This is a genomic window from Streptacidiphilus rugosus AM-16, assembly GCF_000744655.1.
Lineage (GTDB): Bacteria > Actinomycetota > Actinomycetes > Streptomycetales > Streptomycetaceae > Streptacidiphilus > Streptacidiphilus rugosus.
In genome coordinates, this window is the sequence record NZ_JQMJ01000004.1 from 3,485,493 (window position 1) to 3,509,739 (window position 24,247).

The following is a 24,247-nucleotide window of genomic DNA, read 5'->3' on the forward strand; positions in this document are numbered from 1 at the left end:
CGGTACCCGCGTACGTATCGGCGCCGGCGGGGTATTGCGCGACCGGGATACGTACGCCGATACGTATTCGTCCGGTCGCGTTGACACACCGCGGGCTCCCGCCAAGACTGGGGGTGCCGTGCGTCGAGTGACGGGGGATCAAATGTCGACGGGCCGCCTGCTGCATCGTGAACGCGAACTGGCCGCACTTGAACGAGCCCTGGCCGGGCTGGCCGAGGGCCGGCCCTCGGTGCTGGTGCTGAGTGGACCGAGGGGGATCGGGAGGACCGCGCTGCTGCGCGCCATGACGGCCAGGGCCGCCGCCGGGGAGGCGGTGCCGATGCGCGCCCGCTGCCACCAGAACGAACGTGATTTCCCCTACGGCGTGGTGCGCCAGCTCTTCGACCCCTTCACCCACCGCTCGGCGCAGCGCGAAACTCCGCTGATGGAATTCTCCGCGCAATCCGCGGACGCAATTCCGGGACAGGGCGAAAGCACTCCGGGCGGCGAACAGGCGGTGCTGGACGAACTGTTCCGCGCGGCCCGCAACCTCAGCAGCAGCCGGCCCGTGCTGCTGGCCATCGACGACCTGCACCTCGCCGATCCGCAGTCGCTGCAGTGGTGCACCTATCTGGCCCGGAGGCTCGACGGCCTGCCGGTCCTGCTGATCACCACCGTCGACTCCGACGCGGACCCGCGGATCGCCGCCGAACTCGGCGCCCTCGCCCACGCCACCATCCTCAAGCCCGAGCCGCTGTGCGACAGTTGCAGCACGGACCGGCTGGCCGAGGGGCTCGGCGCGCCGGTCGATCCCGAGCTGGCGGCCCTCTGCCACACCCTGTCCCAGGGCAATCCGCTGATCCTGGCGGAGCTGACCTCACGCCTGACCGCGGAGCAGGTCTCCCCCGGCACCCCCGAACCGGACGCGGTGCGCCGGATCGGCGCGGCGACCCTGGCCGACACCGCGCTGGCCTGGCTGCGGCAGCGCAACCCGGACGCCTTCGAACTGCTCACCGCCCTGGCGGTGCTGGGCCCGGAGGCGACGATGGCCGGCGCCGCGATGCTGGCCGGCCAGGGCGACCTGGTCGCCGACGAGGCCCGCACCGCGCTGCGCCGCACCGGCCTGGTGGACCCGGGGCCGCCGGAGGCGCTCCGGCACGACCTGGTGCGCAGCGCCGTTCTGGCCGGGACGGACGCCGGGGCCCTGGTGAACCTGCACGAGCGCGCCGGCGAGCTGATGGTCCGCCTCGGCGCACCGGCCGCCCGCGCCGCCGAGCACCTGCTCAACTCCGGTTCGACGGGCCTGGACTGGGCCCTTCCGGTGCTGCGGGCGGCGGCCAGGGACGCCGCGGAGAACAGCAGCTGGGACCTGGCGGCACGGTACCTGCGGCGCAGCCTGGCGGAGCCGGGGCCCGAGGAGACGGTGCGGCAGCTCACCGTGCAGCTGGGCGCGGTCGAGCTGCACCGGGACCTGCCGGCCGCGGCCCGTTGCGTGGTGGCGGCGGCGGAGGCGGCGTCCGATCCGGTGGAGCGGGCGCAGACCCTGCTGCCCTTCGCCGGTCCGGTTCTGGCCCTCTCCGCGACCTCGGCGACCGAGCCCTTCGCGGAGGCGGCCAGCGCGCTCGCGGCGCTGCCGTCCCCGCCCAGGGAGCTGCTGCTGTCGATGAGCGCCCAGGCCACGCTGGTCGGCCACCGCACCGGGCTGCGGCGCGCGGTCCGGGCGCTGGGCACCGGTCGGCCGGACCCGGCCGGCCAGGCGTTCCTCGGTGCGCTCGCCGCCATGACCGCGGCGGGCGGGCGCTCGCACCGGCGGGCGGTCCGACTGGCGATGCGCTGCGTGCGGTCGGCCTCCGCGGCGGAGGCGGGCAGCGGCGTGCTGGGCGCGGCGATGGCCCTGGCCTGGTCCGGCCGCCTGGACGAGGCCGCGGTCTGGGCGGGCCGCGCGGTCCGTTCGGCGCAGCGCTGGAACCGGCCGGGCGAGCTCGCGCTGGCGCTGCTGGCCCGCGCGGACATCGCGGCCAGGCAGGGCCGTCCGGCCGCGGCGGAGGAGGACGCGCGGGCTGCGCAGGAGCTGACCGAGCAGCAGATCCAGGCCCCCGCGCTCCGTGCCGCGGCGGCCGCCGTCCAGCTGCGCCTGGCGGTCCGCCGGGGCGACGCGCCCGCCCGCCCGGACCTGCCCGAACCGCCGGCCGACGCGCATCCGCTGCTGCGCGGTCTGGTGCTGGAGGCCGCCGGCCTGGCCGCGGCGGCGCGGGGCGACCACACGGAGGCGCTGCGGCTCTTCCTCGAGTGCGGCCACCAGCTGGCGGTCCGCGGCATCGCCAATCCCGCCTGCATCCCGTGGCGCGCCCATGCCGCCGCGTCGTACCACGCCCTGGGCGAGCCGGGCGCCGCCCGTACCATCGCGGCCGAGCCGACGGCGGGCGTCTCGCCGCCGCACCACCCCACCGGCGACCACGCTCCGGCCATCGGCCGCACCGCGGCCGCGCCGGTCCGGCTCACCCCCAGCGAACGCCGGGTGACCGAGCTCGTCCTTCAGGGCCTCAGCAATCTGGAGGTGGCCGAGCGGCTCTGCCTCAGCAAGCGCACCGTCGACACGCACCTGGGCCGGATCTACCGCAAGCTCGCGATCAAGGGCCGTCCGGAACTGGCTGCCGCGGTCAAGACCCTGTGACCGCCGCGACCCCGACGGGCCCGAGCGCGAACACGGCCCCGGCGGGGTCGCGCAGCAGGGTGGGCCCGTGCGGCACGGCGTGCAGGACCTGCGCGCCGAGCGCGACGGCACGGGCGACGGCGTCCTGGACGGACGCGTCGGAGGCCTCGGAGGCGTCGGGGACTTCGGAGGCGTCGAGGGTTTCGGAGGTGTCGAGGGCTTCGGCTGCGCCGGGCACGCCGAAGTGCGGCAGCCAGTGCGGGTGTTCGCCGAGCCCGATCCGGGTGAGCCTGGCCTGCGGCACGCCGCCCAGGTCCAGGGTCTCGTGCGGGTCCTGTTCGCCGGCCAGGTCCAGGGTCTCGTGGCGGTTCGGCGCGCCGAGCGTGTAGCCGAACAGACCCCCGTAGAACTGTTCGGCCCGCTCCGGCCAGGGCGTGCGCAGCTCGAAGTCGCAGACCGCGCCCGCCTCGTCGGCCAGCACCACGCCGACGTTGTGGTGCCCCTCCCAGAAGCCGACCGGCGCGCCGCTCGGGTCCACCGCGAGGAAGAGCCGTCCGTCCTCGCCCGCCGCCACCGGTCCCATCACCGTCCGGCCGCCCAGCTCCCGCACCTGGGCACAGGTCGTGTCGGCGTCCTTGGTGGCCAGATAGACCGTCCAGATGGCGGCGGGCGGCAGACCCGGCGGGGAGGCGCCGAGTCCGCCGATGATCTCCCCGCCGAGCCGGATCAGCTGGTACCCGATCCCCTCCTCGGTGAACTCCCAGCCGAACAGCTCCCGGTAGAACCGCTGTGTGCCGGTCAGGTCAGGAGTGATGCAGTCAACCCAGCAGGGACTGCCGGGCTGGTAGCCGGTACGTCGAGGCATGCGTCGTCCTTCTTCCGCGTGAGTTCTGCGTCAATGAGCCCGGCCGCCTCCTCGGCTCCGTTCGCCGAGGCCAGCTCCAGCTGGTACCTCGGCGCCTCCGCGAAGGCCGCGGAGGACTCCGGCGGCCACACGTGCGGGGTGAACTCCGACGGCGTCAGCCGCACTCCCTCGCCCGCGCTGCGGCAGAGCCGCACCAGGGTCGGCATCTCCACCCGGGCGTGCACCGGCACGACGCCGCCCAGGCACTCGGGACGGATCAGCAGCAGCTCGCCGTCGGCGGCCGAGGGCACCGAGCGGCACCCCTCCTCCGGCAGCCCCGCGGCGCGCATCCGGGCGGCGGCACGCCCCCGCGCCTCCAGGGGCAGCAGGAACGGCATGACCTGACGGTTCGCCAGGTCCAGCACGAGCAACTGCCCGGAGACGAACCGCCAGGAGCGATGCGCCAGCGCGGCGGCCACACTCAGCTTCTCCGAGTAGGGGCCGCCCACCAGCGCCACCGTGTGCGTCCGGTCGGCCAGCACGACCGCCTGCAGCAGGGCGAAGCGGTCCCGCATCACCGCGAACGGCGGGAGCGCCGGCGGCAGGTTGCCCCAGCCGCGGAAGGCGCGCCGGAGCAGCGGGGTCCCGTCGCTGTGCCGCACCAGGAACTGGGGCTCGCCGGCGACATTCCCCGGCGCCGACGGCGCCGGAACCATGAATTCCACCCGAACTGATGCCACCGATCCTGAGTCCCGCACCACGTGGGGGCCGAACAGGAAAGAGATCTCTGAATAGTCAGGGGAGGTCACTTCGACCTCGATGCCGGAAAATCGTAGGATCATCTGCCGTCACCGTGCCTCGGCAGCTTCTCCCGCGGTGATTCCCCGGACTGTTCCATCGGTGTTGCCACGGCACCGGAGAGGGTCATTCTTCCTCCTGCCGCCTGCATGTCAGTCCCAGTTCTGGTTCGCGCTGCAGACGCTCGCGATCGCGGCCACCGCCTGCGGCGGAACCCAACCGGGCACCGGCTGACCGGCCAGGACGGGACAGATCGCGGGCTGCGGCGGAGCCGCCTCGGCGACGGAACTCAGACAGACCGCCGCAGTGAAGGCCAGCCCGATGGTCCCGGCAATTTTTCCGAACGTACGCATGCTTCCCCCTGAAAACAATGTGCGTGATTTCCCGGGGGCATTTCGCGCCTCCCGGTGATCTGTAGTCTGCGCGAACCGACGCGGGTGGCGGAAGACTTCTCGGCTGGCATGAAGATCCGGCTGGCACTTTCGTGCCAGCCGAGGAAGCTGTGCTACCGGATTGTCCGCATGGCGGACAGTTGGCATGATGGGCGCCGGCGCCGCAAGATCCCCTGCGGCGAGGGGGCTGCACGTGGGGTGGGAGAGGCCATGTCCTTCATCAGGAGTCTTGGAAGCTCTGCCCAGGCGGTCTATCGCCTGATTCTGACGGATCACCAGCTCGACGCGGCCGGACTCGCCCGGCGCCTGGACCTCAGCGAGACCGAGGTGCACGCCGCCCTCGACGAACTGTGCGTCCTGCGGCTGCTCCGGCGCTCCGAGGAGATCCCCGGAGAGGCCCCCGGCAGCCTGCGCCCGGTCGACCCGCGCGTCGGCCTGCCGACGCTGCTGCAGCACAACGAGGCCTTCCTCGAGCGCAGCAGACGCGAGTTCGAGCAGAACCAGGAAGCCATCGCGCGGATGCTGGCCGAGTTCACCGAGCCCCGGACGGCGGGCGACTCCTACCGGACGGAGTACCTGACCGGCGTGGTCACCGTGCAGGCGCGGCTCGAGGAGCTCTCCCTCGGATGTGCCGTCGAATGCCGCACGCTCAACCCCGGCGGCGCCCAGTCCGCCGCCTCCCTGGAGGCGAGCAAGCCCCTGGACCGGCAGCTGCTCGAACGTGGCGTCGCCATGAAGACGATCTACCTCGACAGCCTCCGCAACGACCGCACCACGACGGACTACGCCGACTGGCTGACCAACCTGGGCGGCGAGGTGCGCACCGCCCCCAGCCTCCCGCTGCGGATGCTCATCTTCGACGGCGAGACCGCCCTGGTCCCGATCGACCCGGCCCACACCCGGGCAGGCGCCGTCCAGATCACCGGCCCCGGCGTGCTGGCCGCGCTGATGGCCCTGTTCGACCGGATCTGGGTCGACGCCACGCCGATCAGCAACCCCACCGAGCGCGACGACCACGGCCTCAGCGCCCAGGAACGGGAGCTGCTGCGCCTGCTCAGCCAGGGCCTGACCGACGAGGCCGCCGGCAAGAGCCTCGGCCTCAGCCTGCGGACGGTCCGCCGCATGATGGCGGACCTGATGGAGCGCCTCGGCGCCCACAGCCGCTTCGAGGCCGGCCTCCACGCCGGCCGCCGCGGCTGGCTGTGAACGCCCGCCCCCGCACATGCGAGAGGCCCCGGACCGTTTGTGCTGGTCCGGGGCCTCTCGGCTTCCACGTGGCGGGTGCAGGGTTCGAACCTGCGTAGCTTGCGCGACAGATTTACAGACCGCGCGCCGAACCATGCCTGACCTGCCGTGACGCCCAAGCCCGGCCGGGCGGCCCCACACATGCCCCACCGCGAACGTCGGCTATCCCCGGTTGGGCGTGTGGGGCACGATTCGGTCATGGATTTTCGGATCGAGTGGCCTACGTCCATGGACGAGTACGACTGGGCAGTTCAGGAGGCCAAAGGCTGGCTGAATGTGACCGTCGCGTGGGACGGGGGCCGGCAAGTGGTCGAGGTGTACGATCCGGTCCGACTTGCACAGGCAGTGGCCGACGAGACTGCTCGGCTCGGTCTCTTCACAGCCAGACGCCTGCTGGTGGTCCCGAGTGTCACGCGCGAGAACATCGAATCTGCCATCTCCGCGATCGCAGGCAAGGATTTCTTCGATCACGGATAGCCCGATGCGGCGCGGCGGCCTGCTGCGCCCGCCACCCCAGTCGTCGGAGACGGCACCGTATCCTTCGAACGACTGAAGGGGGGCGCCATGACAGAAGCCCAGCAGCACTTCCCGAAACGGCCAGTCACCTGTGAACTACGAAGCGGCGAACGTGTGATCGGCCTGCTCGTCGAGGTCAGTGTCGACCAACCCTGGATCTGGTGCGACTTCACTCCCGGGCCCGCCTGGGAAGAGGTCAGCTGGGTCTTCAGCGGCATGAAGGGCGAGCTCGCCGCTCAGTTCCCGGGCAGGAGCCGCGAAGCCATGACTGCCTATCGGGGACTTGGGCTACTGCTGCACCCCTTGAGCAAAGGTGACGTGATCAAGCCAGCCATCGTCTGGATCGAAGGCAGCTCGGCGCGCTACCGCTACTGAGAGCGCCTCCGTCCACCCTGGCCTGTGAGCAAGTGCGACGCCCAACTGGGTATCGGTTGCAGCCGGAGCCCGCAACGGGGCAGGACCTGTCTACCGCGAGCACGGTGAGGCGGCAGTCTGATCATTGCCGCGCTGCCGCGCTGTGATGACTTTCTCTACTGAATCAAGACGACCACGCCGCGCCATGCGCGGCGCGGCCCGCCCCGCCGCTCGGGCCCGCTCTCGTCTTCGCCGCCGCGTGCCCGGCGGCAGGCGGCCCGCCGCACAACGACGAGCCACACCAGTGCAAACCCCCACAAGGGGCGGTCGCTGCGCGATCAACAGCCTTTTCGCAGAGCGGACGCGGGGACCGCCGAGAGTCCAGCCAGCCAGTGGCGACGCCCACGGTCACGAGGACGGTCACGACTCAGGACCGGGGCGGCAGCAGTGCGCCGGCCAACCGCAGATCATGGCTCCGCCCCAAACCCCGGCCCTCCTCGGAGGGGCCACGCTCCGCAGAGAGCTGCGGGTGGTGGTGGGTTGGGATTGGGGGGGTCGTGGGGTGCGGCGGAGCAGCCGAGGGCGACAAGCTATGTTGCCCGCTGAGACGGATGCCCCGGAGGGGGGACTACATGGAACAGCGGGTGATTGCGCACTTCACCCTTGGCGGTGCTGGCTTCGGAGACCCGGAACAGCGCAAGACCATGTTCGAGGCCGAGAAGCGCCTCCGCGCGTTGGTTGCAGAGGCGAGTGTCGGCGCAGTCGATGGCAACGAGTACGGCGGTGGCAGGGTCGCGCTCTATGCGTACGGCGCCGACGCGGATGCTTTGTTCGCAGCGATGGAGACTGAGTTGCGCGCAGTGCCCTTCCGGCCTGCGCACGTGTATGTCGTCTACAGTGACGACTCTTCAAGGCGTGTGGATCTCTAGCCATGGGCGTGCGCGGCGTGCCACTGGCGTGCCAGATTGGTCGGGATGGGGCGGGGACTCCCGGGGACTCGCGGGAGAAGCGCGACCGTTGCCGCAGTTCGCAGAAGCGCAGATTGGCCTAGGTTACCTAGACGGAGCCTCCTAAAGCCGGTGTCACAAGGAGCGGTAGAGTGCCGCAACCACATCGCTTACGGGACGGCTGGACGTACATACCCTCTTCGTCGATCGCCTGATTCCACTGGCGGTCGCCGGTCTCATCTGGCGCTTGGTGATCCAACCGCCGCTTGATCGCTGGGCAGCCCCCAAGATCGCCAGACAGCAGGAGCGAGTCCGAGCCCGCCGAGCGGAACGGAAGCGGTAACCCACTCGCGCAGTGGCGCGCTGAGCAATAGTCAAGAGTTGTGGGTGGGGCCTTCCGACGCGGTGATCTCGGCTGCCGCGAGCCGGGCGTCCTCACGCACTCGCGGGTCGGGGTGGTGGAGGAACGGCTCGATCAGCAGCCGGGCCCGCGGGTCGTGGGTGGCGCCGAGGATGTAGAGGGCGTGTTCGAGGAGCTCGGACTCCATTGTCGGCATGGCGATCGCCAGCGGTTCGACGAGGTCCAGGGGCAGGCGGTGGTGGTTGAAGGCCTCGCTGATGGAGTTCAGGGCGGACTCGCGGACCTTGGTCTCCGGTTCGTTGAAGGCCAGGCTGATCAGGCGTCCGACGACGAGGTGGGCGGTGTCCGTGTCGAGCGCGGTGTCGCGCAGGAGGTCCCCGAGTGTGTCGGCTGCGGCATCCCGACGGTTCGGATCGCGGTCGGTCAGCGCTTCAAGCGCCGTGATCATGTCGCTCATGCTGCCACCTCGGACCGCTCGACCAGGACGCCGTTCTCGAAGCGAGCGCCGGCGCGGACCAGGGACACCAGGTGAGCTCCGGTGATCGCGCGCCATCGCGCCTGAGCGGACTCGACCAGCTTGAACACCATCGCCAGCGCCGCCGCCGGGCTGCCCGCACCGCGGGTGACCTTGGTGCGGAGTTTGACCGTGGAGAAGGTCGACTCGATGGGGTTCGTGGTCCGCAGGTGGATCCAGTGCTCGGCCGGGAAGTCGTAGAACGCGAGGAGCTCGTCCCGGTCGTCGGTGATCTTCGCGACAGCCTTCGGGAACTTGGCCCCGTAGGCCTTCGCGAACGCCTCGATCGCTTTCTCGGCATGGCCGCGGTCCTCGGCGTTGTAGATCTCCTGCATCGCCTTCACAGCCCCAGGCTGTGCGGACTTGGGCAGGCAGTTGGTGACGTTGCGGGATTTGTGAACCCAGCACCTCTGCGGCCTCGCCGCCGGGAACACCTCGGCCAGCGCCCGCCAAAGGCCCATCGCGCCGTCGCCGACCACCAGCTCGGGGTCGCGCATGCCCCGTCGGCGGCAGTCGCACAGCAGGTCGGCCCACGACTCGGTCGACTCCCGCAGGCCCTCGGCCAGCGCGATGAGCTCCTTCGTGCCGTCCAGGCGGACGCCGAGCAGGACCAGGACACACGAATGGGCCTGCCCGAGTCGGACCTTCGGGTGCACGCCGTCGGCCCAGACGTAGACGAAGTCGCGATCGGACAGGTCCCGGGCCTGGAAGGCGGCGTGGTCCTCGCTCCACTGCTTCGTCAGCCGGGTCACGGTCGCGGCCGACAGGCCGGCGGTGCCGCCGAGGAACTGCTCCAGCGCGGGCACGAAGTCCCCGGACGACAGTCCGTGCAGGTAGAGCAGCGGCAGCACCTCGGAGATTTTCGGTGACTTGCGGCACCACGGCGCCAGGATCTTCGAGGAGAACCGCTTGCGCTCGCCGGTGGCGTCGTCGACGCGGCGGTCGTTCACCCGCGGGGCCTTCACCTCGACCGGTCCGGCGGCGGTGACCACGGTGCGGGGCCGGTGGTGGCCGTTGCGGACGACCAGGCGACGCCCATGCTCGTCGGTCTCGGCGGTCAACTCGGCTATGTACTGGTTGACTTCCGCTTCCAGCGCGGCGGCCAGCATCCTGCGGGCGCCCTCGCGGACGATCTCGTCGATCAGGGAGCCGGACTGGGTGGAGCCGTCGTCGGTGACTACGCTGAGCACGGGCGTGCCTTCCCGACCCGCGCTGCAACGCGGGCCTACTCGGAGACCATCAAAGGATCATTCGGGAAGGTACGCCTTCCGCGTGCCTGCCGGCACTGATCCACAGGTCTCCAGCATTGCTCGGCGCGCTCCACCTGGACATCAGGGGGGCGAGAGCGGACTGTAAAGCCGCCCCCTCTGGGGGCTAAACTCCCGCCGGATAGGGAGGCGCCATGTCGGCATGGATCATGTTGGTCGTCGGCTGCACGTTCATCGTTGGTGGCGTCTCTGTCCTCAATGGCTGGCGAGCGGCGACATACTCAGACAAGCGCCTAAGTGGCTGGGGCAACATCGCGGTGGGGGCGGGCTTCACGCTGGATGGCTTGCCAAAGATCGTTGGATCATCCGACGCCGTTGGCCTGCTCTTTGCCATCGCTGGGCTTGCCCTCATCGTCGTGGGCGTTGTGCTTGGTGCCCGCGACTTGCGGCGCCGGCGGGGCAACGCCTGAGACCGTGCCCGCTGCGTGCCCGTCACGAAGGCAATGGGTGGCACATAGCGGTAACTGGCGGTCATCCCCTTGAGACTGTGCAGGTCAACGCCGTCGCACGTCAGTCCACATCCGGCATAGAGTCTTCCCAAGCTCAGAGCCTTTGCCTCCCGGAGACTCAGTCTGATCGGATCGGTTGATGGACGCTTATTCAGGCGACTACTCGGAGGTCACGCCAGCCCTCAGGGAGTACGCCGCCCAGTTCGCAGGGGCGATCGCCGAGGTTCGTGCCGAGCATTCGGGCAAGGACTACGACATCGTGCGCGAGGCCCTGGCCGTCCGTCTGAGGTCCGTTGGTATCGCACCAGTGCCTCAGGTCCTTGACGACCTCTCCCGCCAGATCCACGCCGGCGAGCGCTGACTGTTGCGGCTACGCCAATGTCAGCGTGCGGGGGTCACGCCCTCAGGCCGTGAGGCTTCCAGCAAGATCCGGACCAGGCACGGACCAGAGCCCCGCACGTGTCAGGCGCAAGACGACCTCGTGCAGGTCAGGGCGCTTGACCCACCGATTTGCGGAGCGGCCTGTAAATCCGCCGCATAGAGACCCCGCCCGGCCCGGCTCGAACTCGGCTGGTCCCCTCCACAACGGGCCGGGCTTGGGGGTCTCCAGCAGCCGGCCGACGCGGGTAAGCACGACTATATGAGGCGGTTCGGGAGCCAGGGAGGTCAGTTCTGCCCCGCAGCCTGCTCCCAAGCCGCCAAGTCGTTCCTGTCCCCCACGAAGGCCGCCCTACAGCCAGGGGGCAGGTGCTCCACGACGAGGGCCGCCGCTGCCTGAGCGGAGTCCGCTGGCCCTACCGCTTCAATCCGGGACGGCCCTGCGACAAGGAAGCCACCACCCTTCATAGGGGCGATGTAGGGCACGTCTCAGGTACAGGGATGCTGGGTGCAACGGCTGAAGTGCAGCTCCCACATCCCGACCCAGGGGAAGAGCTGCCGCAGTCGCGGTTGCTCGTAGGCCGCCCGGACCATCAACGGGTCCACCCTGTCCTCGGCCGTCAGCAGTCGTTGCCACTCAGCTTCTACTACGTCGGCGCCGTGGCCGAGCTCTTCGCTCATGGCAGAAGTCTGCCGTGCCATTCGCGTGCCAGACAGACCGGGGAACGGCGGGGAGCTACGGGGTAGAGCGGGGACCGCACATGCGAGAGGCCCCGGACCGTTTGTGCTGGTCCGGGGCCTCTCGGCTTCCACGTGGCGGGTGCAGGGTTCGAACCTGCGTAGCTTGCGCGACAGATTTACAGTCTGCTCCCTTTGGCCGCTCGGGCAACCCGCCAGGGATGGTGTCTCGCGGTCTCCCGCTCGACGTCGTAAACCATACCCGATGGTGGGGGGTGCTTCGCCACTCGGTTGATCAGTGTGGGGGCGGGCATGAGGCCGAGTGGGTGGCTAGGCTGGTTCGGCCGCCGTTCCCGGGCGGGAACCGAATCACCAAGGAGACTCAACGATCATGGCCGACTCCAGTTTCGACATCGTTTCGAAGGTCGAGCGGCAGGAGGTCGACAACGCGCTCAACCAGACCGGCCGCGAGATCGCCACGCGCTTCGACTTCAAGAACGTCGGCGCCTCCATCGAGTGGTCCGGCGACAAGATCGAGATGCGGGCCAACGGCGAGGAGCGGGTCAAGGCCATCCTCGACGTGTTCCAGGGCAAGCTGGTCAAGCGTGGCATCTCGCTGAAGTCGCTCGACGCCGGTGAGCCGCAGCTGTCGGGCAAGGAGTACAAGATCTTCGCGACGATCGAGGAGGGCATCTCCCAGGAGAACGCCAAGAAGGTCTCGAAGATCATCCGCGACGAGGGCCCCAAGGGCGTCAAGGCCCAGGTGCAGGGTGACGAGCTCCGCGTGACGTCGAAGAGCCGCGACGACCTGCAGGCCGTCCAGGCGCTGCTCAAGGGCAAGGACCTGGACTTCGCGATCCAGTTCGTGAACTACCGCTAGACCCCCACGCTGACCTGCGGAAACGCATGGTCCGAGCGACCTCGGGGCACAACGGGGGCCCGGCGGACACCGACTCCGCCGGGCCCTCGTTGTGCCCGTGTCGTTCCGCCACTGGGAAGCCCTTGCACCTCCAGCGGCTGGAGGTCGCAGACTCGGACCCATGGACGGCACACACGCGGCAGCGTCGCCGCTGCTGAGCATCGGCGACCTCGCCCGCCGGACCGGGCTGCCGGTACGCACGATCCGGTACTGGTCCGAGACCGGCGTGGTGCCCGAGGCGACGCGCAGCGCGGGCGGGCACCGGCTCTACGACGCGGCCGGCGTGGCCCGACTGGAGCTGGTGGCCACGCTGCGGGAGCTCGGGCTGAGCCATGCCGAGGTCCACCGCGTGCTGAACCGCGAGAGCACCGTGGCCGAGGTGGCGGCGATCCATGTGCGGGCGCTCGACGCCCAGATCGCCACGCTGCGGCTGCGCCGGGCCGTGCTGTCCGCCGTCGCCGCAGGGGACCGGGAGGAGCCAGGACACATGGATCGTCTGAACCGTTTGGCACGGATGTCGGCACAGGAGCGGCAGCAGACCATCGACGACTTCGCAGCCGAGGCCTGCGCGGGCTTGGAGGCCGAGCCGCAGCTGCGGGACCGGCTCAGGGAGCGGTTGCGCGGCGGAGGCCACCGGCTGCCGGACGCCCCGACCCAGGATCAGCTGGACGCCTGGCTGGAGCTGTCCGAGCTGATGCAGGATCAGGAGTTCCGGCGGCTGGCGCGGCGCGCCGTCGAACGGAGTTCCGAGCCTGACCGGCATCGCTTCTTCAGCCAGAATCTCGACCGGACCGTCGGAGCGGCGATGCGCGAGGGGGTCGAGCCGGATTCGGCGCGGGCGGCGGCCGTCGTCGACGAGTTGCTCGACCGCCCCGGCCCGGATCGTCGCAGGGCCGTCCGCGACCGGCTCCGGGCCCAGCTGGACGCGGGCCCCGACGTCCGCCTGGAGCGCTACCGGCACCTGCTGGCGGTCATGCAGGGCCGGCAGCCCCCGTCTACCCGCAGTGCTCTGTACGCGTGGCTGGCCGACGCCATCGACGCGGGGGCGGCGGGGGCCGGTCCCCGGTCCGACGGGTGACACCGGCCGACGCCGTACGCGCCGGCGGTGCGAGACTGTGCCGGTGAAGCCCACCGCAGAGCAGCTCGCCGCCGCGCAGGACCGCACCATCGAGGACGTCATCGGGCCGGATCTGCGGGTGCTGTTCTGCGGGATCAATCCGGGGCTCTGGTCGGGGGCGACGGGGCATCACTTCGCCCGGCCCGGCAACAGGTTCTGGCCGGCGCTGCACCGCGGCGGGTTCACCCCGCGGCAGCTGGCGCCGGAGGAGCAGGGCGAGCTGCTCGGGCTCGGCCTCGGGATCACCAACGTCGTCGCCCGGACGACCGCGAAGGCCGACGAGCTCAGCGCCGAGGAGTACCGCGTCGGCGGCAAGGCGCTCGTCGCGCGCGTGGAGCGGTGGCGGCCGCGGACGCTCGCCGTCCTCGGGATCGGGGCGTACCGGACCGCGTTCGGGCGGCCCAGGGCCGCCGTGGGGCGGCAGGAGGAGGGACTGGGCGGCACGGAGGTGTGGGTGCTGCCCAATCCCAGCGGGCTCAACGCCCACTACACGCCGGACGGAATCGCGGCGGAGTTCCGCCGACTGAGGGACGCCGTCGGCGACTGAGGCGACGACCGAGGCGAACCGGCGGCGCCGGACGGTTGCCGGCCGCCGGTTGCCGGCCGCCGGACGCAGCCGCCCGCCGCCCGCGTCACCAGCCGGCGAAGCGCTCGTCGGTCGAGACGATCTCGCGCCCCAGCGGCATCAGCGAGATCGGGATCATCTTGAGGTTGGCCCAGGCGAAGGGCAGCCCGATGATCGTCACGGCCAGCGCGATGCTGGTCGCCAGATGGCCCAGGGCCAGCCACCAGCCGGCGAAGATCAGCCAGATCACGTTGCCCGCACAGGAGGCCGCACCGGCGTCCTGGCGCTCGCGGGTCATCCGGCCGAAGGGCCAGAGCACGTAGCCCGCGATCCGGAACGAGGCGATGGCCCACGGGATGGTGATGATCAGGATGAAGCAGATGATCCCCGCGACGGCATAGGCGATCGCCATCCAGAGGCCGCAGAGCAGAAGCCAGAGCACGTTGAGGACGAGGTTGATGACCTTCACGCGTGAGTCCCGTCTCTTCCGAAGTCCTTTGAAGTCCCGACGTTCGTTCCTACCTTCGGAGTCTGCCACGGTGGGCGCACCCCCGCCCGGGGGCCGTGGGCTGGACCGATGGCGCGGCCCCCACCGGCACGGGTAGAATCCGCCAGGTTGTCAGCGGCACACCTCAGTTCGGTGAGGCGCCGGGGACATCTCTTTCATTTGAGGTGCCGGCCGCTCCTTGCCGAGTCGTAGCGACGCCAGGGCGTCAAGGCGTCACCGACCGGAAGGAGGCGAGCGATGGACAGTAGTCCGGGCCATAGTCAGCCCTACCCCAGTCACGCCTCGTCCTCCGCATTCTCCTGCCGCACGAGGCCGGTCTCCCTGCGCTAGGCGCGCTCCCCCACATCGCGCCGCCATGCCCAGCCGAGGTCTGCCGGTCGCGTGCTGCCCTGCTCCCGCGTTCGCGGGTCTTGGGGGTGTTTCCGCATGACGTCCAACACCATGCTGATGTCCACGACGGCCAAGCTGCGCGGCCGCCGCGTGCAACTGGTGCGCCAGGCCACCGCCACGCGCTCGGTGCGCGAGACGCTGGTCTCCCTCGCCGGGCTGACCGGCCGGCCGGTGCTCAACCCGATGGGTGACGAGGTCGGCCGCGTGGTCGACGTCGTGGCCCGGCTCTACGGCAACGACGCCTACCCGCCGGTGACCGGACTCGTCGTCCGCGTGGGCCGACGCCGCTCCTTCCTCGCCGCCTCCGCCATCGGGCAGATCGCCGGCGACCGGGTGCGGCTCAGCAGCGCGCGGATGGATCTCAGTGAGTTCGTCCGCCGACCCGGTGAGGTGCTGCTCGGCCGCGATGTGCTGGACCATCAACTCGTCGACGTGGACGGGGTGCAGGTGAACCGCGCCGCCGACCTCTACCTCGCGCCGGTCGGCGGCCGGGTGCTGCTGGTCGGCGTCGACGTCAGCCTCCCCACACTGCTTCGGCGGCTCGGCCCGCGCCGCTGGCAGGCGCGCGCCACACCCGAAAGGGTGGTGGACTGGCAGACCGTCGCCCCCTTCGCCGAGAACGCGACCGACGGCCCGGCCGAGGTCCGGCTGCGCTCCTCGCGCGGGGCCCTGCACCGGCTGCGCCCGGCAGAGCTGGCGGACCTGCTGGAGGACCTGGGCCGGGCCGAGCGCCAGCAGCTGCTGGCCATGCTCGACCCCGGCCACGCCGCCGACGCGCTGGAGGAGATGGAGCCCGCCGAGCTGGAGAACCTGCTCCGCGAGGCGCCGCCCGAGCGCGCCGCCCGGCTGGTCGAGGAGATGGAGCCGGACGAGGCCGTGGAGGCCCTGCGCGACCTGCACACCGACGAGCGCGAACAACTGCTCACCCGGATCCCCGACGCCGAGGCGGCCCAGCTGCGCGGCCTCCTCGCCTACCCCGAGGACACCGCGGGCGGCTCGATGACCACGCGTCTGGTGACCGCCGTGCGCGACCAGACCGTCGCCGAGCTGCGCGCAGAACTGGCGACCTCCGCCGAGCACCGCACCGAGATCGACGCGGTGGCGCTGGTCAGCGCCGACGGGCGGCTGCTCGCCGACATCCCGCTCTTCGACCTGGCCGTCGCCGACGACCGCACCACCCTGGGCGAGCTCGCCGACTGGCTGGCCCAGTTCGGCGGGCACGACGCGGTGCAGGCCGGCGCGCGGCTCGGCGAGGTGGCCGAGCAGCTGGTCGCGGCCCGCGCCTCCTCGCTGCTGGTCGTGGACGAGCAGCAGCGCCCGCTCGGCCGGATCCTCGCCGACGACGTCCTCGACTACCTGCTGCCCGCCCGTGGCCGCCTGCACTTCCGGAGGTTCCTGCAGTGAGCCTGGACACCGACAGCACGCCGGACAGCACGCCCGACAGCGCGGCGCAGAGCGCCCGCGTCGGGGAGACGACCGCCTCGGGGCCCGCCGTGGCCAGCAGCGGGCTGACCCGCGGCCTGGCCCGGGTGCCGTTGCTGGGCCGGGTGACCCGCTGGAACCGTTGGGCCAGGCTGGCCGCCCTCGCGGGCGTGGCCGGCCCAGGCCTGGTCGCGGCCAACGCGGGGAACGACGCGGCGGGGATCGCCACCTACGCGAGCGCGGGGTCGCAGTACGTCTACGGGACGCTCTTCTTCATGGTGCTGGTCACCGTCGCCCTGGTGCTGGTGCAGGAGATGGCGGTCCGGCTCGGCGCCTTCACCGGCAAGGGCCTGGGCGCGCTGATCCGCGAGCAGTTCAGCCTGCGCGCCACCGCGCTGGCGCTGACCTGCCTGCTGCTGGCCAACACCGGCCTGGTGGTCTCCGAGTTCGCGGGCATCGGCGCCGCGTTCGAGCTGCTCGGCGTGCCGAAGTGGGCGATCATCCCGCCCGCCGCGCTGCTGCTGTGGGCACTGGTGCTGTTCGGCTCCTACCGGTACGCCGAGCGGATCTTCCTGGTGATGTCGCTGGTCTTCTTCGCATACCCGATCGCGATGATCCTCGGCCACCCGAACTGGGGGAAGGTCGGCCACAGCCTGGTCGTTCCGCACCTGCAGGGCGACAAGGGCTTCATCCTGCTCGCGGTGGCCCTGATCGGCACGACGGTCAGCCCCTACATGCAGTTCTACGCCGCGGCCGGGGTCGTGGACCGGGGCACCAAGGTCGCCGACTACCCGCTGATCCGCGCCGACGCGATCATCGGCGCGGTCTTCGCCTGCGGCATCAGCCTGACGATCATCATCGCCACGGCGACGACGATCGGCGGCACCGGTCCGCTGGCCTCGGCGGCGCAGGCCGCCAAGGCGCTGGAGCCGGTGGCCGGGCAGAGCGCGGAGGTGCTCTTCGCCGTCGGCCTGATCGGCGCCTCCGCGCTGGCGGGCGCGGTGGTGCCGCTGTCGGCCAGCTACGCGATCGGCGAGGCGGCCGGGGTCGAGCGGTCGGTCTCCCGCAGGTTCAGGGACGCGCCGTTCTTCCTGAGCCTGTTCACGGCGCAGATCGCGCTCGGCGCGGCGGTCGCGATGACGCCGATCGACGTGATCCAGCTGCTGATCGGCACTCAGGTGCTGCAGGGTCTGATCACCCCGGTGGTGCTGGTCTACCTGCTGATCCTCACCAACCGGCGCAGTGTGCTGGGCGCGGCGGCGAACGGGCCGAGGTACCGGATCGCGGCGACGGTGGTGGTGGTCGGCGTGGCGGCCATGTCGACGATCCTGCTGGTCCAGACGGTGCTCAGCTGGTTCGGCCTGGGCTGACGCCGCGGAGGGGCGGCGTCAGCGCTGCGACGGGTAGCCGGCCATCTGCTCGAGCCTGGCGATCCGCTCCGGCATGGGCGGGTGGGTCGAGAACAGCTTGGTGGCCAGCCCGCCGCCGGAACCGGCCCGGAACGGGTTGGCGATCATCATGTGGCTCGTGGTCTCCAGCTCGGGCCGGGCCGGCAACGGCAACTGCTGCGTGCCGCGCTCCAGCTTGCGCAGCGCACTGGCCAGGGCCAGCGGGTCTCCGGTGAGCTGGGCCCCGGACGCGTCGGCCTGGTACTCGCGGGAGCGGCTGACGGCGAGCTGGATGATGCCCGCCGCGAGCGGGCCCAGGATCATGATCAGCAGCATGCCGACCAGGCCGGGCCCCTCGTCGTCGTCGCTCCGGCCGATCGGGATCAGCCAGGCGAAGTTGACCAGGAACATCACCACGGAGGCGAGCGCGCCGGCGACCGAGGAGATCAGGATGTCCCGGTTGTAGACGTGGGAGAGCTCGTGGCCGAGGACGCCGCGCAGCTCGCGCTCGTCGAGCAGGTTCAGGATGCCCTGGGTGCAGCAGACCGCCGCGTTGCGCGGATTGCGGCCGGTGGCGAAGGCGTTGGGGGCGTCCGTCGGGGAGATGTAGAGCCGCGGCATGGGCTGGCGTGCGGAGGTGGAGAGCTCGCGCACGATCCGGTACATCACCGGCGCCTCGATCTCGCTGACCGGGCGTGCCCGCATGGAGCGCAGCGCCAGCTTGTCGCTGTTCCAGTAGGCGAAGCCGTTCGTCGCCAGGGCGACGAGGAGGCCGAGGAGGAGCCCCGTGCGGCCCCAGAAGCTGCCGATCACGATGATCAGCGCGGACATCGCGCCGAGGAGTACGGCCGTCTTGAGACCGTTGTGCTGGCGGTGCACGGATGCCCTCCGGGACGTGCGTCGGTGGGTGTCTTTCACAGCCCGTTCGGACATTTCAACGGGTGAGACGGACTTTCTAGTTCCCTTCTCACCTGTGGCGGGCTCGCGCGCAACTCGGGCGGCGGCGGTGCCCGGACGGCGGCGCGCCGCCCGGCGGGCGACCCGGAGGGTCCCGGGTGCGGGCGGCGCCGCCGCCCGCACCGGAACGCCCCGGCGTCAGCCGAAGAGGGTGCCGGAGGCGAGCTGCAGGACGAGCTGCGGGGCGAGGGACAGCGCCACGCCCAGCACCGTCGCCACGGCGACCGCCGCGGTGAGCGCGGCGGGAAGCCTGCGGCGCCCCTCGGCCGAAGCGGCCGGAACGCCCGGCGCGCCCGGCGCGGGCTGGAACAGCTTCGCCGTCCAGGTCAGGTAGTAGTACAGGGCGATGACGACGTTGACCGCCATGATGACGGCCAGCCAGCCGAGCCCCGCGTCCACGGCGGCGCGGAAGACCACGACCTTGCCGAAGAGACCGACGATGCCGGGCGGCAGGCCGGCCAGGTTGAGCAGGAAGAACGCCATCGCCAGGGCCACGGCGGGCCGACGGGCGAACAGGCCCTGGTAGCCGTCGAGGCGGGTGCCGCCGAGCATGACGACCGCGAACGCGCCGAGGTTGACCAGGCCGTAGATCAGTCCGAAGGCCACCGTCGAGCCGATAGCGCCCGCCCCCGCGCCGCGGTCGAAGCCGGCCGCGGCGATCGGGACCAGCAGGTAGCCGGCCTGGGCGACGGAGGACCAGGCCAGCAGGCGCACCGCGCTGTGCGGGGCGTCGGCCTTCTGCCGCAGCGCACCGACGTTGCCGACGGTCATGGTCAGCGCGGCCAGGACGGCGAGCGCGGTCCCCCAGTCTCGCCCGTACGAGTGAAAACCCAGGACGGCGATGGCGGCGAGGCCCGCCAGTCCGGCAGCCTTGCCGACCACGGAGAGATACGCGGCGACGGGGACGGGGGCGCCGGCGTAGGTGTCCGGCACCCAGAAGTGGAACGGCGCGGCCGCCGTCTTGAAGGCGAAGCCCACCAGCGTGAGCACGGCGCCGACGACGGCGAGCGTCCCCAGCTGCGGCTGGACGTGCGGCAGGGCGGCGGAGATCCGGTCGAGGTAGAGGCTGCCGGTCGCGGCGTAGACGAAGCTGACGCCGAGCAGGGTGACCGCGGTGGCCGTCACCGACGACAGGAAGAACTTCAGCGCGGCCTCGGCCCCGCGTCCGTCGCGGCGCAGCGCGACGAGCGCGAAGGCCGGCAGCGAGGCGAGTTCGAGCGCGACGACGAGCGAGGCCAGGTCCCGGCAGGCGGGCAGCAGGGCCGCGCCGCAGGCCGAGGCGAGCAGCAGGAACCAGTATTCCCCGGCGGGGAGGCGGTCCTGGTCCACGGCGAACAGCGAGAGCAGTGCGACCAGCAACGCTCCCGCCACCACCAGGAGTTGGAAGGCCAGCGCGAAGTGGTCGGCGACGTAGGAGCAGGAGCCTGCCGCGTCACCGGGGACGACGGCCCTGGTGCAGAAGGTCGAGCGGTGGCCGTTCCACAGCGGGATCAACAGCGCCAGCGCGGCAACGAATCCGGCCACGGAGAGCCACCCGAGCAGCGCCTTCCTGGCGGGCGGGAGGAAGAGGTCGGCCACCAGGACGAGGAGCGCCACGACGGCGAGCGCGAGCGGGGGCGCGACGGCGAGCCAGTCGACCGACTGGATCAGCGAGCCTGCGGCGGGGACGGCGATGTTCAGCATGGCTCAGCTGCCTCCCAGCAGCGCCTTGACGGCGGGCGTGGTGAGCCCGAGCAGCAGCGCGGGCCAGAACCCGGCGACCACCGTGAGGGCGACCAGCGGGGTCCACGCGGCGGCCTCGTAGCCGTGGACGTCCGCGACGGCGGGCGTGGCGGTGACGGCCGGGGTCGGTCGGGCGGGGTCGCCCATGCAGACCCGGCGGACGACGGAGAGCAGGTAGGCCGCGGTGAGCAGGGTGCCGAGACCGGCGAGCGCCATCAGCACCAGGTAGGTCGGCCGGGAGAGACCGGCAGCGGGCTGGAAGGCGCCGAGCATCGCCAGCAGCTCGCCCCAGAACCCGGCGAGCCCGGGGAGACCGAGGCTGGCCACCGCGCCGAACGCGAGCAGCCCGCCCAGGCGCGGGGCCCGGCCGTAGAGGGCGGCCCCGGTGTCGCCGCCCGCTCCGGCGAGGGAGTCGAGATCGGCGGTGCCGTAGCGGTCCTTGACCGCCCCGACCAGGAAGAAGAGCAGGCCGGTGATGAGCCCGTGGCCGATGTTGGCGAAGAGCGCGCCGTTGACCCCGACGGGGGTGAGCGTCGCGATGCCCAGCAGCACGAAGCCCATGTGACCCACGGACGAGTAGGCGATGAGCCGCTTCAGGTCGCCCTTGACGCCCGGGCGGACCAGGGCCAGGCAGGCCAGCGACCCGTAGAGGATGCCCACCACGGCGAAGGCCGCGAGGTAGGGGGCGAGCACGTGCATGCCCTCGGGGGTGCTGGGCAGCAGCACCCGCACGAAGCCGTAGGTGCCCATCTTCAGCAGCACACCGGCCAGCAGCACGGAGCCCGCGGTCGGGGCGGCCGTGTGGGCGTCGGGGAGCCAGCTGTGGAACGGCCACATCGGCGCCTTGACGGCCAGTCCGAGACCGATCGCCAGGACGACGAGGATCTGCGTCTCGCGGGAGAGCCCCGCGCCGTGACGGGCCGCCAGGGCGCTCATGTCGAAGGTGCCGGCCTTGAGGCCGAGCAGCAGCAGGCCCAGCAGCATGACGGCGGAGCCGAGCAGCGTGTAGAGGATGAAGCGGAAGGCGGCCGGACCCCGGTTCTCCCCGCCCCAGCGGGCGATGAGGAAGTACATGGGCACCAGCACGATCTCGAACGCCACGAAGAACAGCAGCAGGTCGAGCACGGCGAAGGTGGCCAGCATGCCGGTGGCCAGGAGCAGCAGCAGCCCGGTCCAGCCGCGCTCGCTGCCGCCGGCGGGGAGCCGCTTGAGCGAGTAGAGCGCGCACAGGAAGGTCAGCAGCGCGGTCAGCACGAGCAGCGGCAGCGAGATGCCGTCGACGCCGACGTGGAAGCGGACGTTCAGCGCCGGGATCCAGGCCACGTCGGTGACGCCCTGCATGCGGGCCGGGTGGCGCAGGTCGAAGCCGGCGGCGAGCGCGACGGCGACGGCCAGGTCCGCGCCGGTGACGGCGACGCCGAGCCACAGGGCGCGGCGGCCGCCGAGGGCGGGCACCAGCGTGGCGGCGGCGCCGAGCAGCGGCAGCGCGAGGAGGGCGAGGAGCAGGGCGGTCATCGGGTGGTCGCCTCCGGGGCGGGCGCGGGCACGCGGGTGCGGGCGGCGGTCACTGCGCCACCGCCACGAGGACGGCGAGGATGACGACCCCGGCGAGCAGCGCGTTCAGGTAGCCCTGGGCGTTGCCGTTCTGGGCACGCCGCACGGCGCGGCCGAGCAGACCGGGGCTGACCGCGGCGCCCTTGACGTAGGTCTCGACGACCTCGCGGTCGAGGAAGGCCACCAGCCGCGCCGCGGCGACGAAGGGGCGGACGAAGACGCGGTCGTAGAGCCGGTCGACGCCGAAGCCGTCCCTGGCGGGCGCGAAGAGCGGTCCGAGCAGCACCGGTCCCGGGTCGGCGACGACGCCCTCCGCCGCCCTGGCGGCGGACCGCCGCCAGGCGGCGTAGCCGAGGCCGAGGCCGAGCAGCGCCACGCAGGTGCCGAGGACGCCGGTGAGCAGCGAGGGGGTGAGCGAGACGCCGTTCAGCCAGGCCGGCAGCCAGCTGGCCCGGAGCCCGACCAGGCCGAGCGCGAGGCTCAGCACGGCGAGCACCCAGAGCGGCCACCGCATCGCCGCGGGCTCGGCGGTGGCGACCGCCGTGCCGTCCGCCTCCGCCGACAGCGCCGCCCCGGCCTCGGCCGAGGTGCCGCGCGGGTGGAAGGCCAGCAGCCAGAGGCGCGCGGCGTAGGCGGCCGTCAGCAGCGCGGTGAGCAGCCCGCCGACCAGGACGGTCCAGCCCAGCCAGCACGGCACGTTGCCGGCCGGGCCCAACCCGCCGGTCACCGCCTCGCCCCGCGCCGCGTGCTCGGCGGCGGTGAGGATCGACTCCTTGCTGAAGAAGCCGGAGAAGGGCGGCAGTCCGGCGAGCGCCAGCAGGCCGATGCCCATCGTCGCGTACGCGTCGGGGACGCGGCGGCGCAGGCCCGGGGTCCTGGCCATGGCGGTGAGCGAGTTGGTGTGGGCGGCGTGGATGACGACGCCCGCCGCGAGGAAGAGCAGGGCCTTGAACGCGCCGTGCGTCAGCAGGTGGAAGAGCGCGGCGTCGCGGTCGCCGACGGCGAGCGCCGCCGCCATGTAGCCGAGCTGACCGATCGTCGAGTAGGCCAGGACCCGCTTCATGTCGTCCTGGGCCAGCGCGCAGAGCCCCGAGCCGATCATCGTGATCACGGCCATCAGGCCCAGCACCGCCAGCGCGACGGTGGAGAGCAGGAAGACCGGCAGCAGCCGGGCCACCAGGTAGACGCCGGCGGCGACCATCGTCGCCGCGTGGATGAGCGCGGACACGGGGGTCGGGCCCGCCATCGCGTCCGGGAGCCAGGTGTGCAGCGGGAACTGCGCGGACTTGCCGGCGACGCCGCCGAGCAGCAGCAGCGCGGCGAGCGTCGCGTGCTGCAGGTGGCCGGAGGCCGCCGCGCCCAGGATGCCGTTGATCTGGAAGGTCCCGGCGTCCGCGGAGAGGACGAAGATGCCGAAGAGGAAGGGGACGTCGCCCAGCTTGGTGACCAGGAACGCCTTGATCGAGGCGGACCGGGCGTCGGGTCGCTCCCAGTGATGGCCCACCAGGAAGTACGAACAGATGCCCATCACCTCCCAGCCGACCAGCAGCACGATCAGGTCGCCGGAGAAGACGACCAGCAGCATCGCCGCGGTGAAGAGCGAGACCAGCGCCGCGTAGGAGGGGTAGCGCGGGTCCTCGCGCAGGTACGCGGTCGAGTAGATCTGCACACAGCTCGCGACCAGGGTGACCAGCACGGCGAGCAGGACGGCGATGCCGTCCAGGTGCAGCGAGAGCGTGATCGGCAGGCCGCCGGTCGGGGTGAGCCGGGTGGCGGAGTCGAGGTGACCGCCGGCGCCGAGTCTCGCGGCGAGGATCACCGCGAGAACGGCCGAGGTCAGCGTCGGCAGCACCGCCAGCGGGCGGACCAGCCCCGGCGCGCGGCGGCCGGAGGCCAGTCCGGCGAGCGCGCCGAGGAAGGGCAGCAGCGGAACGAGGATCGCGAGAGCGAGGGTCATCCGACGGTGGCCTTCCCCTGGAGCTCCGGATCTGCGGCCGCCGACGCGGCGGGCTCGGCCTCGTCGCCGTCGGTGAGCCGTCCGACGCGGTCGACGTCGGCGGTGCCGCGGTTGCGGAAGATCAGCAGCACGATGGCCAGACCGAGACCGATCTCGGCGGCGGCCACGGTGATCGTGAACAGCGTCAGCGCCTGGCCCGCGTGCAGGGTGTCGCGCAGCCACACGTCGAAGGCGACGAGGTTGAGGTTGACCGCGTTGAGCATCAGCTCGACGGACATGAGCATCAGCACGGCGTTGCGCCGCGCCAGCACGCCGTAGAGGCCGACGCAGAACAGCAGGGCCGCGAGGACGGCCGGACAGACGAGATGCACC

The 24,247-nt window shown here is 71.8% G+C and carries 23 protein-coding genes, 1 tRNA gene and 1 pseudogene; 12 read left to right on the forward strand and 13 right to left on the reverse strand.

Annotated features, from left to right (window positions below; all coding sequences use genetic code 11):
- The first annotated feature begins 142 nt into the window (after positions 1 to 142).
- Complete coding sequence (locus BS83_RS24680) at positions 143 to 2,653, forward strand: AAA family ATPase (protein ID WP_037605771.1); 2,511 nt, start codon at positions 143 to 145, stop codon at positions 2,651 to 2,653.
- On the opposite strand, the gene BS83_RS42100 is transcribed toward BS83_RS24680, so the two are convergent.
- From BS83_RS42100 to BS83_RS24695, 3 genes are all read right to left on the reverse strand, one after another.
- The gene (locus tag BS83_RS42100) at positions 2,640 to 3,497 is read right to left on the reverse strand and encodes a VOC family protein (RefSeq protein ID WP_051943840.1); all 858 of its coding nucleotides are present in this window, start codon (positions 3,495 to 3,497) and stop codon (positions 2,640 to 2,642) included. The genes BS83_RS24680 and BS83_RS42100 overlap by 14 nt on opposite strands.
- Positions 3,431 to 4,192: a hypothetical protein gene (locus BS83_RS24690; protein WP_037605772.1), complete on the reverse strand. Its 762-nt coding sequence runs from the start codon at positions 4,190 to 4,192 to the stop codon at positions 3,431 to 3,433. The genes BS83_RS42100 and BS83_RS24690 overlap by 67 nt, the downstream gene beginning before the upstream one ends.
- A gap of 234 nt (positions 4,193 to 4,426) precedes the next feature.
- Positions 4,427 to 4,627: a hypothetical protein gene (locus BS83_RS24695; protein WP_037605773.1), complete on the reverse strand. Its 201-nt coding sequence runs from the start codon at positions 4,625 to 4,627 to the stop codon at positions 4,427 to 4,429.
- 249 nt (positions 4,628 to 4,876) lie between these two features.
- On the opposite strand from BS83_RS24695, the gene BS83_RS24700 reads away from it, so the two are divergent.
- From BS83_RS24700 to BS83_RS24715, 4 genes are all read left to right on the forward strand, one after another.
- Positions 4,877 to 5,872 (forward strand): helix-turn-helix domain-containing protein, encoded by a 996-nt coding sequence (locus BS83_RS24700; RefSeq protein ID WP_037605774.1) that lies wholly within the window; start codon positions 4,877 to 4,879, stop codon positions 5,870 to 5,872.
- Positions 5,873 to 6,139: 267 nt separating this feature from the next.
- Positions 6,140 to 6,388 (forward strand): hypothetical protein, encoded by a 249-nt coding sequence (locus BS83_RS24705; RefSeq protein ID WP_157597301.1) that lies wholly within the window; start codon positions 6,140 to 6,142, stop codon positions 6,386 to 6,388.
- Positions 6,389 to 6,475: 87 nt separating this feature from the next.
- Positions 6,476 to 6,802 carry a hypothetical protein gene (locus BS83_RS24710; RefSeq protein ID WP_157597302.1) on the forward strand — a complete coding sequence of 109 codons (327 nt, stop codon included), beginning with the start codon at positions 6,476 to 6,478 and terminating at the stop codon, positions 6,800 to 6,802.
- Between the two features lie 611 nt (positions 6,803 to 7,413).
- Entirely contained in the window at positions 7,414 to 7,710 is a 297-nt protein-coding gene (locus BS83_RS24715) for a hypothetical protein (RefSeq protein WP_232248477.1), read from the forward strand.
- A 392-nt stretch (positions 7,711 to 8,102) separates the two neighbouring features.
- Here the strand turns inward: BS83_RS24715 and BS83_RS24720 are convergent, their stop codons facing one another.
- Complete coding sequence (locus BS83_RS24720; RefSeq protein ID WP_037605778.1) at positions 8,103 to 8,546, reverse strand: HEAT repeat domain-containing protein; 444 nt, start codon at positions 8,544 to 8,546, stop codon at positions 8,103 to 8,105.
- Positions 8,543 to 9,793 (reverse strand): IS256 family transposase, encoded by a 1,251-nt coding sequence (locus tag BS83_RS24725; RefSeq protein ID WP_084714024.1) that lies wholly within the window; start codon positions 9,791 to 9,793, stop codon positions 8,543 to 8,545. The genes BS83_RS24720 and BS83_RS24725 overlap by 4 nt, the downstream gene beginning before the upstream one ends.
- A gap of 212 nt (positions 9,794 to 10,005) precedes the next feature.
- Here BS83_RS24725 and BS83_RS24730 point away from each other — a divergent pair, with 212 nt between their 5' ends.
- Together BS83_RS24730 and BS83_RS24735 are read left to right on the forward strand one after the other, a co-directional pair.
- Entirely contained in the window at positions 10,006 to 10,281 is a 276-nt protein-coding gene (locus BS83_RS24730) for a hypothetical protein (RefSeq protein WP_037600765.1), read from the forward strand.
- A 178-nt stretch (positions 10,282 to 10,459) separates the two neighbouring features.
- On the forward strand, positions 10,460 to 10,681 hold the full coding sequence (locus BS83_RS24735) for a hypothetical protein (protein WP_037600768.1): 222 nt from the start codon (positions 10,460 to 10,462) through the stop codon (positions 10,679 to 10,681).
- 305 nt (positions 10,682 to 10,986) lie between these two features.
- On the opposite strand, the pseudogene BS83_RS24740 reads toward BS83_RS24735, so the two are convergent.
- Positions 10,987 to 11,400, reverse strand: a pseudogene (locus BS83_RS24740) (DUF6193 family natural product biosynthesis protein).
- 112 nt (positions 11,401 to 11,512) lie between these two features.
- Positions 11,513 to 11,593: transfer RNA gene (locus BS83_RS24745), tRNA-Tyr, on the reverse strand.
- A gap of 174 nt (positions 11,594 to 11,767) precedes the next feature.
- On the opposite strand from BS83_RS24745, the gene BS83_RS24750 reads away from it, so the two are divergent.
- The 3 genes from BS83_RS24750 (at position 11,768) to mug (ending at position 13,959) form a co-directional block, all read left to right on the forward strand.
- Entirely contained in the window at positions 11,768 to 12,256 is a 489-nt protein-coding gene (locus BS83_RS24750) for a YajQ family cyclic di-GMP-binding protein (RefSeq protein ID WP_037600771.1), read from the forward strand.
- 160 nt (positions 12,257 to 12,416) lie between these two features.
- Positions 12,417 to 13,373, forward strand: coding sequence for a helix-turn-helix domain-containing protein (locus BS83_RS24755; RefSeq protein ID WP_037605779.1), 957 nt, complete (start codon positions 12,417 to 12,419; stop codon positions 13,371 to 13,373).
- A 43-nt stretch (positions 13,374 to 13,416) separates the two neighbouring features.
- A complete protein-coding gene (mug, locus tag BS83_RS24760) occupies positions 13,417 to 13,959 on the forward strand; it encodes a G/U mismatch-specific DNA glycosylase (protein WP_232248478.1) in 543 nt (180 codons plus the stop codon).
- 85 nt (positions 13,960 to 14,044) lie between these two features.
- Here the strand turns inward: mug and BS83_RS24765 are convergent, their stop codons facing one another.
- Entirely contained in the window at positions 14,045 to 14,446 is a 402-nt protein-coding gene (locus tag BS83_RS24765; protein ID WP_037600774.1) for a YccF domain-containing protein, read from the reverse strand.
- A gap of 465 nt (positions 14,447 to 14,911) precedes the next feature.
- Between BS83_RS24765 and BS83_RS24770 the strand changes: the two genes are divergently transcribed.
- Both BS83_RS24770 and BS83_RS24775 read left to right on the forward strand, forming a co-directional pair.
- The gene (locus BS83_RS24770) at positions 14,912 to 16,279 is read left to right on the forward strand and encodes a magnesium transporter MgtE N-terminal domain-containing protein (protein WP_037605781.1); all 1,368 of its coding nucleotides are present in this window, start codon (positions 14,912 to 14,914) and stop codon (positions 16,277 to 16,279) included.
- Positions 16,276 to 17,667 (forward strand): NRAMP family divalent metal transporter, encoded by a 1,392-nt coding sequence (locus BS83_RS24775; RefSeq protein ID WP_232248479.1) that lies wholly within the window; start codon positions 16,276 to 16,278, stop codon positions 17,665 to 17,667. Before BS83_RS24770 ends, BS83_RS24775 begins: the two co-directional genes overlap by 4 nt.
- An 18-nt stretch (positions 17,668 to 17,685) precedes the next feature.
- Here the strand turns inward: BS83_RS24775 and htpX are convergent, their stop codons facing one another.
- The 5 genes from htpX to nuoK form a co-directional block, all read right to left on the reverse strand.
- Positions 17,686 to 18,564 (reverse strand): zinc metalloprotease HtpX, encoded by an 879-nt coding sequence (gene htpX, locus BS83_RS24780; RefSeq protein ID WP_037605782.1) that lies wholly within the window; start codon positions 18,562 to 18,564, stop codon positions 17,686 to 17,688.
- Between the two features lie 216 nt (positions 18,565 to 18,780).
- Positions 18,781 to 20,325: an NADH-quinone oxidoreductase subunit N gene (locus BS83_RS24785; protein ID WP_037605783.1), complete on the reverse strand. Its 1,545-nt coding sequence runs from the start codon at positions 20,323 to 20,325 to the stop codon at positions 18,781 to 18,783.
- A gap of 3 nt (positions 20,326 to 20,328) precedes the next feature.
- Entirely contained in the window at positions 20,329 to 21,879 is a 1,551-nt protein-coding gene (locus BS83_RS24790) for a complex I subunit 4 family protein (RefSeq protein ID WP_037605784.1), read from the reverse strand.
- 49 nt (positions 21,880 to 21,928) lie between these two features.
- On the reverse strand, positions 21,929 to 23,875 hold the full coding sequence (locus BS83_RS24795; protein WP_037605785.1) for an NADH-quinone oxidoreductase subunit 5 family protein: 1,947 nt from the start codon (positions 23,873 to 23,875) through the stop codon (positions 21,929 to 21,931).
- Positions 23,872 to 24,246 (reverse strand): NADH-quinone oxidoreductase subunit NuoK, encoded by a 375-nt coding sequence (nuoK, locus tag BS83_RS24800; protein ID WP_037605786.1) that lies wholly within the window; start codon positions 24,244 to 24,246, stop codon positions 23,872 to 23,874. The genes BS83_RS24795 and nuoK overlap by 4 nt, the downstream gene beginning before the upstream one ends.
- Position 24,247 lies beyond the last annotated feature (1 nt).

Coding starts and splice junctions, on each gene's coding strand:
- BS83_RS42100 (WP_051943840.1), bottom strand. CDS start 3,497: ATGCCTCGACGTACCGGCTACCAGCCCGGCAGTCCCTGCTGGGTTGAC.
- BS83_RS24755 (WP_037605779.1), top strand. CDS start 12,417: ATGGACGGCACACACGCGGCAGCGTCGCCGCTGCTGAGCATCGGCGAC.
- BS83_RS24770 (WP_037605781.1), top strand. CDS start 14,912: ATGACGTCCAACACCATGCTGATGTCCACGACGGCCAAGCTGCGCGGC.
- BS83_RS24705 (WP_157597301.1), top strand. CDS start 6,140: ATGGACGAGTACGACTGGGCAGTTCAGGAGGCCAAAGGCTGGCTGAAT.
- BS83_RS24730 (WP_037600765.1), top strand. CDS start 10,006: ATGTCGGCATGGATCATGTTGGTCGTCGGCTGCACGTTCATCGTTGGT.
- BS83_RS24680 (WP_037605771.1), top strand. CDS start 143: ATGTCGACGGGCCGCCTGCTGCATCGTGAACGCGAACTGGCCGCACTT.
- BS83_RS24790 (WP_037605784.1), bottom strand. CDS start 21,879: ATGACCGCCCTGCTCCTCGCCCTCCTCGCGCTGCCGCTGCTCGGCGCC.
- BS83_RS24695 (WP_037605773.1), bottom strand. CDS start 4,627: ATGCGTACGTTCGGAAAAATTGCCGGGACCATCGGGCTGGCCTTCACT.
- BS83_RS24795 (WP_037605785.1), bottom strand. CDS start 23,875: ATGACCCTCGCTCTCGCGATCCTCGTTCCGCTGCTGCCCTTCCTCGGC.
- BS83_RS24720 (WP_037605778.1), bottom strand. CDS start 8,546: ATGAGCGACATGATCACGGCGCTTGAAGCGCTGACCGACCGCGATCCG.
- BS83_RS24735 (WP_037600768.1), top strand. CDS start 10,460: ATGGACGCTTATTCAGGCGACTACTCGGAGGTCACGCCAGCCCTCAGG.
- BS83_RS24690 (WP_037605772.1), bottom strand. CDS start 4,192: ATGGTTCCGGCGCCGTCGGCGCCGGGGAATGTCGCCGGCGAGCCCCAG.
- BS83_RS24715 (WP_232248477.1), top strand. CDS start 7,414: ATGGAACAGCGGGTGATTGCGCACTTCACCCTTGGCGGTGCTGGCTTC.
- BS83_RS24710 (WP_157597302.1), top strand. CDS start 6,476: ATGACAGAAGCCCAGCAGCACTTCCCGAAACGGCCAGTCACCTGTGAA.
- BS83_RS24750 (WP_037600771.1), top strand. CDS start 11,768: ATGGCCGACTCCAGTTTCGACATCGTTTCGAAGGTCGAGCGGCAGGAG.
- BS83_RS24785 (WP_037605783.1), bottom strand. CDS start 20,325: ATGCTGAACATCGCCGTCCCCGCCGCAGGCTCGCTGATCCAGTCGGTC.
- BS83_RS24700 (WP_037605774.1), top strand. CDS start 4,877: ATGTCCTTCATCAGGAGTCTTGGAAGCTCTGCCCAGGCGGTCTATCGC.